The organism is Synechococcus sp. UW105, assembly GCF_900473935.1.
GTDB lineage: Bacteria > Cyanobacteriota > Cyanobacteriia > PCC-6307 > Cyanobiaceae > Synechococcus_C.
The window spans coordinates 1-13,841 of record NZ_UCNN01000019.1 but is presented as its reverse complement, the minus strand read 5'-3'; the positions used below and the strand labels follow the sequence as shown (position 1 = coordinate 13,841).

The 13,841-nt window shown below is 54.5% G+C and carries 14 protein-coding genes; 8 read left to right on the top strand and 6 right to left on the bottom strand.

Annotation, left to right across the window (positions count from 1 at the left end):
• Genes DXY16_RS07080 through DXY16_RS07065 form a run of 4 tightly spaced genes read left to right on the top strand, consistent with a single transcriptional unit; the run spans position 1 to position 3,087 of the window.
• The gene (locus DXY16_RS07080) at positions 1 to 519 is read left to right on the top strand and encodes a hypothetical protein (protein WP_115120565.1); all 519 of its coding nucleotides are present in this window, start codon (positions 1 to 3) and stop codon (positions 517 to 519) included.
• Positions 519 to 1,124, top strand: coding sequence for a Tfp pilus assembly protein FimT/FimU (locus tag DXY16_RS07075; protein WP_115120564.1), 606 nt, complete (start codon positions 519 to 521; stop codon positions 1,122 to 1,124). The genes DXY16_RS07080 and DXY16_RS07075 overlap by 1 nt, the downstream gene beginning before the upstream one ends.
• Positions 1,125 to 1,174: 50 nt before the next feature.
• The gene (locus tag DXY16_RS07070; RefSeq protein ID WP_244281596.1) at positions 1,175 to 2,743 is read left to right on the top strand and encodes a vWA domain-containing protein; all 1,569 of its coding nucleotides are present in this window, start codon (positions 1,175 to 1,177) and stop codon (positions 2,741 to 2,743) included.
• A gap of 8 nt (positions 2,744 to 2,751) precedes the next feature.
• Positions 2,752 to 3,087: a multidrug efflux SMR transporter gene (locus DXY16_RS07065; RefSeq protein ID WP_115120563.1), complete on the top strand. Its 336-nt coding sequence runs from the start codon at positions 2,752 to 2,754 to the stop codon at positions 3,085 to 3,087.
• Positions 3,088 to 3,128: 41 nt separating this feature from the next.
• On the opposite strand, the gene DXY16_RS07060 is transcribed toward DXY16_RS07065, so the two are convergent.
• Complete coding sequence (locus DXY16_RS07060; protein ID WP_115120562.1) at positions 3,129 to 4,616, bottom strand: malate:quinone oxidoreductase; 1,488 nt, start codon at positions 4,614 to 4,616, stop codon at positions 3,129 to 3,131.
• A gap of 87 nt (positions 4,617 to 4,703) precedes the next feature.
• Between DXY16_RS07060 and DXY16_RS07055 the strand changes: the two genes are divergently transcribed.
• Both DXY16_RS07055 and DXY16_RS07050 read left to right on the top strand, forming a co-directional pair.
• On the top strand, positions 4,704 to 4,949 hold the full coding sequence (locus DXY16_RS07055; protein WP_115019983.1) for a NifU family protein: 246 nt from the start codon (positions 4,704 to 4,706) through the stop codon (positions 4,947 to 4,949).
• A gap of 50 nt (positions 4,950 to 4,999) precedes the next feature.
• Positions 5,000 to 5,854, top strand: a complete 855-nt coding sequence (locus DXY16_RS07050; RefSeq protein WP_115120561.1) for a hypothetical protein — start codon at positions 5,000 to 5,002, stop codon at positions 5,852 to 5,854.
• 54 nt (positions 5,855 to 5,908) lie between these two features.
• On the opposite strand, the gene DXY16_RS07045 is transcribed toward DXY16_RS07050, so the two are convergent.
• The 3 genes from DXY16_RS07045 to DXY16_RS15145 all read right to left on the bottom strand — a co-directional run bounded on the left by DXY16_RS07045 (position 5,909) and on the right by DXY16_RS15145 (position 8,314).
• Positions 5,909 to 6,598, bottom strand: coding sequence for a DUF4079 domain-containing protein (locus DXY16_RS07045; RefSeq protein WP_115120560.1), 690 nt, complete (start codon positions 6,596 to 6,598; stop codon positions 5,909 to 5,911).
• Between the two features lie 408 nt (positions 6,599 to 7,006).
• Positions 7,007 to 7,723 (bottom strand): ROK family protein, encoded by a 717-nt coding sequence (locus DXY16_RS07035; protein ID WP_115120558.1) that lies wholly within the window; start codon positions 7,721 to 7,723, stop codon positions 7,007 to 7,009.
• A gap of 228 nt (positions 7,724 to 7,951) precedes the next feature.
• A complete protein-coding gene (locus DXY16_RS15145) occupies positions 7,952 to 8,314 on the bottom strand; it encodes a hypothetical protein (RefSeq protein ID WP_244281595.1) in 363 nt (120 codons plus the stop codon).
• A gap of 2,255 nt (positions 8,315 to 10,569) precedes the next feature.
• On the opposite strand from DXY16_RS15145, the gene DXY16_RS07020 reads away from it, so the two are divergent.
• Positions 10,570 to 11,262 (top strand): AAA family ATPase, encoded by a 693-nt coding sequence (locus tag DXY16_RS07020; protein ID WP_115120929.1) that lies wholly within the window; start codon positions 10,570 to 10,572, stop codon positions 11,260 to 11,262.
• Between the two features lie 207 nt (positions 11,263 to 11,469).
• Here the strand turns inward: DXY16_RS07020 and DXY16_RS07015 are convergent, their stop codons facing one another.
• Together DXY16_RS07015 and DXY16_RS07010 are read right to left on the bottom strand one after the other, a co-directional pair.
• A complete protein-coding gene (locus DXY16_RS07015) occupies positions 11,470 to 11,742 on the bottom strand; it encodes a DUF3764 family protein (protein WP_244281594.1) in 273 nt (90 codons plus the stop codon).
• Positions 11,743 to 11,864: 122 nt separating this feature from the next.
• Positions 11,865 to 12,473: a ferric reductase-like transmembrane domain-containing protein gene (locus DXY16_RS07010; protein WP_115120554.1), complete on the bottom strand. Its 609-nt coding sequence runs from the start codon at positions 12,471 to 12,473 to the stop codon at positions 11,865 to 11,867.
• A gap of 965 nt (positions 12,474 to 13,438) precedes the next feature.
• Here DXY16_RS07010 and DXY16_RS07005 point away from each other — a divergent pair.
• On the top strand, positions 13,439 to 13,624 hold the full coding sequence (locus tag DXY16_RS07005; RefSeq protein ID WP_115120553.1) for a hypothetical protein: 186 nt from the start codon (positions 13,439 to 13,441) through the stop codon (positions 13,622 to 13,624).
• Positions 13,625 to 13,841 lie beyond the last annotated feature (217 nt).

The window sequence follows — 13,841 nt, the reverse complement described above, 5'->3', positions numbered from 1 at the left end:
ATGGCGAACCAACGCAACAACAACCCAATCGCGCGCCATCAACCGCCTGATGGGGGTGGCTTCACCTTGGTGGAAGTAATGATCGCCGGAGGCCTTTTGCTGATGGTGATGATCGGCGTGGCAAGGATCTCGATCCAATCGATCACCAGTGGCCGGCATCGCATCGAACGAGACAGAATCGAAGCCGCAATTCACAACAACATCCAATTGATCCAGCAAGCCGATGCCAAGCTGACGCTTGAATCAATGCCCGCGAAGGAACAACGGCAAGCCTGCATTAATCCAGCCCTCTATCTGAAGCAACAACTGGAGAAGCAAGGGGGTGAGACTGCCGTTCCTGCGCCCATCGTCACTGGCGTGGATGGCAAGAATCCAATCTCCCGTTCAATCCAAGAAAGCAACGATCCTGGCATCACAGTGATCACCTATCTTTTCTCTGCTCCAGAACATTCCATCGGCAGAGAACGTCGGGTTTTAGAGATCAATCCAAACTTTCAAACCCGTTGCATCCTGGAATAATGAACAACATTCCCAACACACCTGAAGGCTTCACTCTACTCGAGCTACTGATCGTGATTGTGATTGTGTCGCTGGCAAGTGCCTGGGCCTTACCCCAATACCGCCGCCGACTAGCCCTTAGCCAATTGGATCAATATACACAGCAAATTGAATCAGGCTTGTTCAATCTGCGTGCACGTCAATCAGCCGAGGGAACCAGCTGTGAAATCAACTTCAATCCAGCATTTGTTGGAATCGACAATGTCAATTCCGGCTTTGGCAGTGCTACAGACATGATCGAGACAAGCCACCTCACACAACAGCAACGGGACCAAAGGCTGCAATGCTGTGATGCAACAGGCTGCTCTTGGGATCCGCCCTATCGGCTCATCAGCCGGGAAGGCACTGCCAATTCAAAACTGATCGAGCTGAAAGCCTCCAAAGCGCAGTATTCACTCTCACCACCAGGCACAAGTACGGATGAAAGCCCGTTGCTGGTTGTGATCCGATCGACCCACTGGGACCAGGATCCTCAACGCCCATTACCGCTGCGCTGCGTCAGGCTTTCGACAACGGGCCATCTTCACCGCGGCACCTGGGAGAACAACCGATGTCGACGACGATGACATCACAGAAACAAAAGACCCGACTCAATAATCCATCCGATTCCCCAACCATGAACCGCCACCCTATCCATCACAAGATCCAAACCCAGGCGCTCAGCGCAAGCAAACCGGGCCAACGAGGCTTTGGCCTACCGGAAGCACTGGTGGCTGCCAGTGCAGGGGTTGTTCTGATCGGAGCCTCAACACTTGCGCTGCGATCAACAGGAAGCTTGATCAACAAAATGGACCAAAAAGCCTCCTTGCAACAGAACACAACTGGCGGCAAACGCTTGATGCGATCAGAGATTGAACGCAGCCTGCATCTTCTGATCGCAACCGACACAGCGCCTAGCGAGAATCTTGCCCATACAGACCTCAATCATCAAGACTACAAAACCTCATTGAATCAATGCAAGGCACTAGCCCAGCAATCCAACAAAGTCTTCAACCCGCTTTTCGGAGCAAAGATGGCGGAACTGAATCAGCCGATTTACTACGGCCTATCGCTCAGCAGTAGCGGCCTTGGCTATGCGATACAACGGTGCGGATCAATGATGCACCTAGACGGGCGCTACAACGAAACAGAAACACAATCACTCGCCACTGTCATCGATGACATCGGCCGCATTCGCTGCGACTCAGACAAACCCGAATGCAAAATAACGACATCAAAAGGGGAAGTTCCTCTTAAACAAATTGCCGCCAATATTAAGTTCATCTTCTCTGATGACAAAACACCAGAGCGTACATCGAGAGAGCCAGCAATCCGCCTAATGACAGACGAAAATAGAAAGCTCATTCGATTCATCGACCCCACCAAAGAAGGCGACAACATCGAAACAAGCTTCCTTAAGGTTGAGTCTGTCAACAAAGAGATCACGACCCGACCCTTCTATTTCATTGCCTACGCCCGTGCCGACAAACGCATCGAGAATGGTCAAGAAGAGGGCAGCGTTTTGAATGGCCTCTTTTTCAGGAATGTCAGCAGCAAGCGAATGCGCTTTCTTGTTGATGGCTCCGGCTCGATGAGTGCCTGCATTCTCTGGGGTAGTGGATACGGGAATTGGCAGGTGTATTGGGGCGGACGCTATTACTTCTGGAGTCGTCGAAGCTGTGCACTGACTCGCATGGAATCACTGCAGCATGAACTGATTTCGTTGATCAGCGATCTGCCCGACGACACCCACATCAGCCTGCGCTCGTTCAGTTCAGCTGGCTATCAAAACCACCGCAGTTGGGAGGATTCAGCCCGAGCCCTCACCAAAATCGGCAATGACGGTGCTCGTGATTCAGCGATCGCCTTCATCAACACACTGGATGACGGTGTTGCCTATCGCTGGGGAGGAACATCCCCCTGGGAGGGACTGGATGAAGCATTTGCGGATGAAGGTACTGACACGCTCTACTTCCTCTCCGATGGAGAGCCCAACTACGATCGCAATCGAGGCCAATGGAACACAGCTGACCACACATCAGCCCCTGCGTATTACGCCGACATCAATAACGTGCGAGATACCAGCCTCAAGGTCAACACCATTGCGTTGGGCTCGAAATCAAGCTGGATGGAAACCCTGGCCACCCGAACCACAGGTGATTACCTCTACATCGATAAGAAATACGTGCTGAGTGCCTCGCAATAATCTCCGTCATGCCATCCCTCTCACCCTGGCTATTGCTGTTGCTCGCGATCAGCGCAGAAATCGTTGGTACGTCTTGCCTCAAGCTCACCCAAGGCTTCAGTAGGCCCATGCCGACCCTGCTGGTACTGGGGGCCTACGCAATAGCCATGCTGCTCCTGTCACGGGTGGTGGAGAGCATCCCCCTTGGGATCACCTATGCGCTCTGGAGCGGAATCGGCATCGTGGCCATCGTGATCGTGGGCGTGCTGGCCTACCGCCAGGTGCCCACACCGGTGCAGCTGCTGGGCATGGGGTTGATCACCGCTGGTGTGGTGAGCGTTAACCTCGGCGGCCAAAGCGGCTAAATCCGGTTCAACGCCGAAGCCGGTGCCGCCATCCAAATCCGTCAACCCGACCCCGACAGCCCCAGCACCGCATCCACACGCTGACGTGTGCGCCCCAGCAACTCGGCATCGGTGCTCAGATCTTGCCCGTAGCTCGGCAACAATTGCCGCAGCCTCAACTGCCAGGCCTCGCTAGCAAGCTTCAGCGGGAAGCAGCGCTCCAGCACCTCGAGCATGATCGTGACCGCCGTGCTCGCACCGGGAGAGGCCCCGAGCAATGCCGCCAGCGAACCATCGGAAGCGGCCACCACCTCGGTACCCAGTTGCAACCTGCCGCCCTGCTTGGTGCGCTTGATGATCTGCACCCGCTGACCGGCCACCGACAGGGTCCAGTCATCAGCCCGGGCCGTGGGCAAGAACGATTGAAGCGCCTCCAGACGGTCAGCCGGGCTCTGACGCAACTGATCGATCAGGTAGGTGACCAGATCAAAGTTGCTCAGCCCCACCTGAAGCATTGGCAGCACGTTGCCCACCCGCACGGAACTGGGCAGATCAAGCAGCGATCCCTGCTTGAGGAACTTGCTGCTGAAGCCTGCATAGGGTCCGAACAACAGCGAGCGCTGGCCATCGATCCAGCGGGTATCGAGATGGGGCACCGACATCGGCGGAGCACCCACCTTTGCCTTGCCATAGACCTTGGCATGGTGATGCTGCGCCAGCTGGGGGTCGTTGCACACCAACCACTGCCCACTCACAGGGAAGCCGGCATAATCCGCCGCTTCCGGGATACCGGACGACTGCAATAGCGGCAGAGCACCGCCACCGGCACCAAGAAACACAAACGGAGCCGCAACCTGCCGACGTCCCGACGGGCCACGGAGCTCCAAACGCCAATCGCCCTCGGCCATGGCCCCATCCCGACAACGTCTGAGCTTGGAAACCGTGGTGCCGTACAACACCTCCACGGCCCCACTGCTCTGCAACGTCGCCAGATAGGCCCTAGTGAGGGTGCCAAAGTCCACATCAGTACCGCGGCCAATTCGGGTGGCAGCGACAGGTTCACGGCCCTGTCGGCCCGCCATCACCAAGGGCATCCAGGTGGCGAGTTCTCCAGGATCCTCGCTCCACTCCATCGCAGCGAAGGCCGGCAGAGCACTGAGCTGACGGTGACGCTGACGCAGGAAGGCAATGTCGTCTTCGCCCCAAACCGCACTGAGATGCGGCACCTGATGAAGAAAGTCCCCGGGGTCCAGGCGCCCCTGCTCAACGAGCGACGCCCAAAGCTCAAGGCTGAGTTCAAACGAGGCATTGATCGCCAAGGCCTTGGCTGTGGCGATCGACCCATCCGCCTGCACTGGCGTGTAATTGAGCTCGCAGTTGGCTGCATGGCCAGTGCCGGCATTGTTGCCTGCGGCGCTGCTTTCCATCGCCGCCCCTTCCAGCCGCTCCACCAGCAGCAGGCGAAGGGTCGGATCGAGCTCTTGGAGCAAGGTCGCCAGGGTGGCGCTCATGATCCCCGCACCCACCAGCACGACGTCGTAGCGGTTCACAGCGGCGGCGTGGCTTTGTTCAGGCTATGGGTCGACCGTAACGGTGCCTTCCTAGGCTGAATGCACTCCAATCCCTCATCACCGGTCATGAGTACTGAAACGCTGCCGCTCACAAGCGAAAACGTGGAAAAGGTGCTGGATGAGCTGCGCCCATTCCTGATGGCCGATGGTGGCAACGTCGAGGTCGTGGAGATCGATGGGCCTGTGGTGAAAGTGCGTCTGCAGGGCGCCTGTGGCAGCTGCCCGAGCAGCACCATGACCCTCAAAATGGGGATTGAGCGCAAGATGCGCGAATCGATCCCTGAAGTGAGCGAGGTGGTGCAGGTGCTTTGAGAACCACTTCGTTGAAAGCCGAATAAATTTGGGCAGGTCAAGTCTGCTTAATGGTCACCGAGGAACAACTTGCAGCCCTAGATTTGACCCTCTGGCTTGGCTCGACAGATCGAGCAGCAGAAGCTGATTTCTCGACCCAAAGCACGATTTCTCGGCGCAACCACAAGGTTCTTGGTCGATTCGGAATTGAGCTGAAACGCACCAAGCGAGAGTTGGAGGTATCAGGCGACCTTCAGCTTCTGGATCTAGAACGCCAGGTGCACCAGATGGCTCGACTCAAACGTCGGTTACGCCTTCGTCTCCAGGCTCCCTTCTGGCTTCAGAACAGACACGGCGTTGTTCCACCCGAGGGCTGGACAATGAACCCGCAGCTAGCAGACCTCAGCTGCACAGATCCCGTGACGCTGTTGAGAGAGCACGTCCTGGACGCCTGCCTGGCCACGCCAACGCAGATTCCCGACGATCGCGACGATCTCTTCATCCTTGAGCTGCACAACCGCCCGATCGACCTCACGCTTCTGTGCCGGAACAATCAAAGCGAAAGCGACCTCGCGGATCGTTTCCAATGGAGCCTTGAGAAGGGCAATCTGCAGCTGAAGCTGATGCCCTTCCTTCCCGCCAGTTGTCGCGAGCGCTCCCAAGAATGGTTTGAAGAGTTGCTCTTGATCAACCAGCCAGAGCGACACAAAACCTTGGCCCTGCGGCCATCAAGGCATTCGGGACAAAGCTTCCTGATGGCTTATCTCACCCCAGAGATGCGAATGGCTCAACCACTGCCCTGGCAGGTGGATCAAAACTTTGAGCCGTACACCTATACCGAACACCTGGTGGTTTTGGCGCAACACGCCAATGAGCCGGCCGTGCTGGCCTTGCTAGAGAGCCTTCAGCAGCAAATCGGCCAATAAGACAGTGGAGTTCCAAGCAAAGCTGTTGCCTTGTTGATCGACGGTCATCACGCTCTACGGACAGCTCCGTAGAACGAAATCGCACCCATACACCGCTGGTTTTTGCCAGCTCAGCGGAATCTCGAGCAGATCCCTCGTGCCGGTGATGCCCTGCATCACAAAGAGCAGTGTTGCCAGCACCGACGCCGTGACATGCAAACGGCGCAGGCGAAGATCGCGCAGGATCTCTGGCCGGGCGCCAAGAGAAAACAGCATCAGTCCAGTGACGCCAACACCAGCCCAGTAATGCGATTGCCAGAAAGCAGGCGTCCAAGGGTTGTCAGAAAGACGCCAGACCTCTGGCTGCGCTCCAAGGGTGAAAACTCCAAGCCAGGTGATGAGCGAGAACGCCAGGCGCAGGCCAGGAGCGCGACTGCGCCAGAGGGCTACCAAGCTCATCAGCGTGCCGAGCAGAACCAGCATGAGCTGAATGGCACGGGGGGCACCTCCCGAGAAATCGGCGAGGGACGCCTTGGTGGCAATCACCACAGTGAGGGCCAGCAGCACCAGCACCACCACTCCTGCCGCTAACCACCGACCCAAATCGGTATGACTACGGCCAACCGTTGGCGGAAGCTTGAGGTTGGTCTTCTGCCGGCGTGCCCTGGTCTGAAGACCGAGGCGCAACACCATGCCGATGAGGGGATAGATCAGAACCACAGCCAGACAAGGATGAAGAATCCAGAGCCAGTCCACTGCCGTCATGGCCAATCCGCGCAGGCTCTCGGACGCTAGCCATCAGCTTCAGTCATGACCTGGGAGTCAACGGCGTGATTCAAGAAGTGCAAAGAACGAACCGCCAACCACGACGTCATTCAGCCATCAAAAAAGTGTTTAGTCATCAACCTGCGTGCAGACATCCTGGCAAGATCCACTCACAAGGAACGAGAAGAACTCAGCGATCCTGATCTGACGACCCAGACCATTGATGAGGCGACGACGATCATCACTGAAGGCCATTGGGCCGGCAGACCACACATCACTGCAGCAGGCAGGATCAAACACGCCAAGAGCGACACCTGCCACCGAGAGCTATCACCCAAACAAGAGGCAAGACAGCAGCCCAGACCGAGCAATAAAGCAAAGAAAGCCAATCAAACTAGAAGCCCAAAATCAATCCTCACTCTTCCAAAGATAATATCCACCAAGAACCCCAGCTTTATTCGAATGGAGCTGAACATGTTCAGGCAGATCAACTTCCTTTAAAAGCTTGGCATTACCACCACCTAGATGCATGAGATCCCAATTCCAGATTGGCATGGTTTGCCGAATAACCTTTTTGACCCGCTTCACCCATTTCTCCTTGCCAATCAGCTCAAGAGCCTGTCGACCAACATAGTCTTCATAGGTCAAACCCTTCTTCAAAGGATGATGCGCGAGCTCAAGATTAGGCACCAAAACCCCATCAATAAAGAGCGCAGAACCCATTCCTGTACCCAACGTCAACACCATCTCCACTCCTTCGCCAGTGATGCAGCCATACCCCTGAACATCCGCATCATTGGCCACCTTGACAGGCTTATGGAGCAGCTGCTGGAGCTGCAAACCGAGCTCAGTACCTGGCCAATTCTCATCGAGATTGACAGCAGTCACAACCACACCAGCCCGAACGACCCCTGGAAATCCAACTGAAATCCTTGAGAAAACTGGCACGTCAAGCGTGAGCTCGACAAGGGCCTTCAAAACGGCATCAGGTGTTGCTGGATGGGGTGTCTCAACACGTTTCCGATCGCAAAGTGGAGCACCATTTGAGTCAAGGACAATCAGCTTCAGGCCTGTACCACCAATATCAACAGAGAGCGTATTTAGAGCTGAATCCATTGGACCCATGTTTGACAGCTCATCACATGATAGAGGCTTCAAGACAATGATTCAATCGTTTTGAAGTGGAAGACAAAGGCAGCAGAGACTACGCATCTTGCATGCAACCACACACGATCACTTATCAAGAAACAACAGGCTGACCAGTCGCTTGCAACAGTCACTCAGGGCCACTCCAAACAGAAGAGGAATTGTGTCATCAGCAAGCATCAGGGCGAAATTTAGATCAGTCCCATCTCAGGCGAGATGCATTCTGTCGCACATATCACCAGATCGATTCACACCGCCCAGCCCAGCAACCCCTAAACCAGAAGAGATCGCATTGAACTGATGCCCGTCAACCACGACGCCACCCGCTCCGAGAACGGCAGCGACGCACCAAGCGAGATTTGCATGCTGCCGAAAACCGGTCACTACGTGATCATCAACGAACACGGCAACCCCACAATCACAAACGACAAGCGATGGTGGATGGGTCAAGTCACCTGCGGCAGGCCAGAGCCAAACGCTCTGAAAGGCGAAACAAAGCTCGAGATTACCAACGTCACCGATGGAAGAACCAAACAGGTAAAAAGAGACCATATCATCCACATCCTTCACGATCTAGACCACATTCAGACGACAAGCTAAGTGAGCAGAAATGACAGGGATGGTCGCACTAATGATTATCGATTGCTAGATCAATCCAGCGCAGCAGCATATCTTTCAAGCAATGCCTAGTAAGCCACAAAGACACAAGGCCGGCTCTTGATTCAGACAGCAATCGGAACTGAGGAAACAGCCATGAACACCATCAATCAAAAGATCAGTCTAAACCATATCAATCAACAATCTCTAACTCTCCCAGCAGAACATTGCTTCTAACGAGAAGCCACGAAGCTGGGGCACCGAGCACAATTTGGTCCAACTTTGAGCTGAGGCTGATGCGGCATCGCCCCTAGCAGTAAGAGAGGAGAACAGAGGAAGGAACAGGTCATCCCTCCTCTGTTAACCGTTCACCAACAGAAGAGCCGTTTGAGCTCTTCCGTGGCGGAAGGTTCAGGAGAGACGCGACCGCCTCTCCTGAACCTTCTACCCAGCTGATTCGACTCCATCTGAGTTCGATGATTGTCCGCCATCAGCTGCGCAGATCGCGAAAGGGATGATGCATCGCTGAGTACCGAAAGGTGCTGTGGCCCATGTCCCGAGGCCTCCACAAAACGCACGCACACCATTCGAGTACAGGCGGATCCTCTTGCTTCCGTACGTCTCCATCAAAGTGCCAGCCTGACTTGATCCAAAGCTGAGCTTCAAGACTCGCCGGAACAGGCGGGATGACAGAACGCCATAGGCGGAGATTGTTTTAGCTCCAAAAACTGCACTGCAAAGCCGAGCAGATGCAGCGAATGGATTGGAAAGCAGGGGAGAGGATGCGACAACCAATCCCCCACTAACCAGGTCGGACCAAGGGAAGCCATTAAACCCTTGCCCACATCAAGTTTGAGTCAGAGCCCAAAAACAGACCGCATCAAAGAGTCCCCTTGGAGCGATGAAAGGATCCTGGTGCCTGTCGCCGATGGACTGCGACTCAGCAGTGGGGCAAAAGATGGCACCAAACCATGAACGCCACAGCCGTCGAGTTCCGAACACAGGAAGCTGGAGGAAGGCAATGCCAGCTGGAGAGATGGGCATCTCACCGCGCAGGAGAGGGGCGGAAGATCTCAAGCAACACAAAACCAACGCGCAATGAGCACAGATACCCAGGCATAAGCTCACAAGAGAGCAGACACTGAAGGGGGGATCCGTCCCTGACGACAAGAAAGGGGTGTACGAGGGGTACACCCCTTTCTTGTCGTCAGGGACGGATCCAGGAATAGGTAAGAGACCTCATGCAAATGTTCCTAGGGCTACAGACAATGAATACAAGGGGACGTCGAGCACCCCTAACTGAAACCTGAAGGGTGGCTGTTGTGGGGCCGCCCTTTTTTGTGGCGCTGCCAGGGCTTGCGCATGATCCATCACCAACAATTTGTTTGGCAAAAAGAAAACTGATCGGCCAAAAAGGCAAAGGGAGCACCCACCTGGAGCGGAGACCCAACTGGTGACATAGCCAACCAGCGAGGTGATCAATCCGACTCCGGAGCTATCCCTGTCATGGTCGTCAGCCCCGAAGCAAAGGGTGGATGAAGATCAGCTGCCTGCAGTCGACAATCAGTTGCAATCTTGTTGTGGGAGCTGTCACACACAATCAAGAGCTGCTCTGTGGCGAGAGAATCCAACGATTGGATGGTCCAGAAGAGTGGGAGGAGAAGAGCCTTGCTGATGCCCAGCACTAGAGAGGATCAGAAGTGACCCTCGATTCAGTCTTCACCAACGCTTGAAGGGGATGCACAGAGCATTGAGGGGTCGTATCGTAGGGCCAAGCGGAAAGGCTGCTTCAGCAAATAATCCGAATGTCGACCCATCCGAAGCCAATACCAAAGAGGCTTATTGCACTTATTGACAAGGTGAGGAGACGCATTGCGTATGTTCCGGCGGTGAGTGACACGATCAATTCCATGAAGGAGTTAGGCATCAACCTGACAAACGATGCCAAAAAGAACGACTCGCCCCGTTCATGAGGCCGAAGAACTCTGCGGAAACAACAGCCACTCATCAACAGTGCTTGACCACAACACGGATCGCGCATGCACAGGCATGACACCTGGTGCACACACAATGGAGTGGATCACAGCAGAGAAACAAACAGCGCCAAGCCAACAGAATCTCGAGCATGCCAATCCGCTCATTGACCCACTAGGCGAGCCTCCCTCCTGAAGAGAAGCCAGTTGCTCAACAGGGAATAGACGCTATAAATCGACAAATGGATGGTCGCCATGTTTATTACGGTCTTTGGTCAAAAAGGGGGAGTTGCCAAGACCTGCACGAGTGTTCACATAGCCGCAGGTCTTGCTAGCTCTTACCCATCGGTTGTTCTCGTCGATGCAGACCGCAACCGTTCTGCCAGCGCCTATGCCGCTCGAGGACTGCTTCAATTTGAAGTCGTACCGATTGAAGCTGCTGCAAAAGCCAGCCGCTATGCAGACGTCATTGTGACGGATGGTCAGGCAAGTAGCAGCAAAGAAGAGATCAAAAATCTTGTTGATGGCGCTGATGTCATCATTCTGCCGACAGCAGCACAAACTCGCTCACTAGAGCTCACTCTTGAGATGGCCGAACATTTAAAAGGTTTCAATGTGCCATTTGCCGCACTACTAGTCAAAGTCGACGCAAGGAAAAGCCAAGTCGCGAAAAAGATACGCCGCCAACTTGAGGAAGCAGATATCCCAGTTCTAAAAGCTCAGATTCCTCTTCTCAGCGCTTTTGAGAAAGCAGAGAATGCTGGAGTGACCGTCGACAAAGCAACAGCAAATTCAGGCAAATCAGACCCAAGACGAATGATTGGTTGGCACGCCTACCGAGTGGCCTGTGAGGAGATCAAAAAGCTAGTGCCTGAACGAGCAACCCTCATTCCGATGCAACCCATTGGCTGGGACACAACGCTGATCGAGGAGAGAATCGCCGCCTGAAGCAGGCTGCTGAAAAGGTTGAGATGGTCGGAAGACTCAACAACAAGACCGTTCCAGAGGGGAATAGAGACTTCTTGACCCTTCAAGATTGAACGAAAGCAAGAACGGGATCTCTCCTCACAGACGTGTGTCGACAACGACAACAGAGAACGATGTCGGCGTCGCCGGCATCGAACAACGCAGAGGAAGTAAGCCTGAGCCACCTACTCATGCCGACCACTCAGAAACCTCTGCTGTCTCAAGCAGAACCCCATGGCTGGCGATCCATTCACCATATTTGCCCATAAATTGACCTGCCGCACCCTCTGGGTGCTGGTGGATGATCATGATTTCCGAGGGATCTGTTGTACTGACACCACGAAACAAAGGCTTGATTCCGAATTCAAAATGACGCTCGGCCGCCAGCTCGCTGTCAAAATCTTTCGCCCACTGCGAGAAAGGTACGTTGATTTTGACTTTGATCACGCTGGTGACAGACATGCAATGCATCCATTCGTTTCACAAAGGATGCCGCTATCCAGGCCAGGCCCGCAAGAGACGATCAGGGCATCAAATTCAACACTGACACCCTTGAGCTGCAACGGTCAAAGACCGCCATGCTCTTAGGCGGCCGTGCCTAGGGATGGCCTAGGGGGGAGCTGCTTTGCCAGACGGATTGGGAGCAGCGCGATTGTGAAGACAAGCAATGGCAGATAAAGCCAATCCGGACCTTGCTTCACATGCTTGATATACGTGAATAGAAAAACCGTCCAAAGCCAATAACTACCAGTTAAATGAAGCCTTTTCCAACTTTTCATTCCCATCCAATGCTGGGCCCGATCACTTGAGGTTACTGCCATTAGAAAAACAAAACCATAACCAATTCCTCCAAATATCCACTGCCCCATGGACTGCCGACTCAAGAAAGGTTCAGGGAAGGCCAAGGACATCGAGAGAATCAAGGCGAGGTGAATGAAATGAGACGAAGCAAAACCCAAACCAATCCAACGCCTATTCAGCAATGTCCAAGTTGTAAGAGGTACCCCCCAAAGGCGGTGAAGACTAGACGCGGTGAAGGCAACAGAAAAGAGCAGCAAAGAGCAACGGCCCGTGGCATCAATCCCGCTCGTGATGGTTGTCGGGCTCCAGCCAGACAAGCAAAATAGAATTAATAAGGCCAGAAGGATCAGACCAGCAATCCAAGCAGTAATCGCCCAACCCTCAAGCTTCATCACTCAAGCAAAAACCCATCTTGATCAGGGAGAAAGGCAGAGACCACTTGGCGTAACACATGCTCATAGCAGAGCCTCATTAGGCCCAGGCCCAGTCAATGCAACGTCAAAGGCAAAGCCAAACTCCATTGCAATGATTTTTTTCAGCGTCTGTGATCGCGAACCTCGATGTTGATCAGACACAATCCAGGTTGATCAGAGCATCAACAGCCACAACAACCCAAATCGAACAATCGCTTGGCAAAACGAGGGGATGAGCCCTTTGCAGTCCCCTCCCGGTTGGGCCATGCCTACACCGCAGGGGAATGAAGACTCGACGAAGACTTCAGCGGCCATCAAGAAAGATCGATGGATTCAGCATGGACGGAACCAACAGAGCCATGACGCGAGGGGCCACCCAGTTCCATCCCCTTGTGGTGGCCCCTTTCCCCTTTGCAATGGGTCAGGCGGAGTCCTTAGCGCCTCTTACCCACGCAGATGAGTTGCATTGGCAGACCGCGACCGTCTTCGACAAGTCAAGAAAAAGCCCTGGTGTTCGACCCAGGGCTCCGTCTCATGACGTGACTTTGTTCTAACAGGTCGCGTAAGTATTAATACGTACGGCTTGTACGACCGAGTGGTTCGGCCTCGTCATCCTTTATGGGCGTGATGGGATGGGCCTGGATAGACGGGACGATTCAAAAGCTTCGGTTGCTTCGGGGCTATCTGCGGCTTGGCTTGTTCTGCTCTTTGGTTTCCGAAAGGCATAGCACCAGAAGCGGTTGGACTGGGTCTAGCCCTGGTCGTTGGTCGTGAGCAACCGTTCTCTTGCTCAACGTGCACCGAGGCAGCGGAACGGCGTCTTGTGCGCAGCCAGTACTGCTTGTAAATAGCGGTTGCTGCATGCAGCACATCACCATGGATGCGCGCTTGAGTGGGTCGATGACCTGACGTTCGTGCTGACGTCTTTTCCCAAGAGCTGAGTGATGGCTGAACAGCAACCAGTCACGCCAATGACCGCTTTGAGGCTGGATCAAGACGGACGGCTCACCTACATGGCCGAGGACGGCAGCCGGCGCGTCATTGTTGGAGATGCAGAGCTTTTCGAGCGCCTGCAACAGCTCAATCAAGAAGAAGGTGACGAGCCACCTCAGGGCACCCAGCTGCGTTGACAGGGTTGTTGCAGGGTCAACTGTCGCCGGAAGTTCAAGAACTGATCCGAGCCTGAGGCAGCGCATCAAGCGCTCTCAGCCCAGCCACTGACTGGTGTTTGCGCTGTTGTGAGCAAGCTCACAACAGCCCTTGAGTCAGATCAGCAGGTCAGCTGGTGATTCCGGAGATGGTGAATGCATCGGAGGGAGCGATCCCACCTCACTCATCACCCCCATC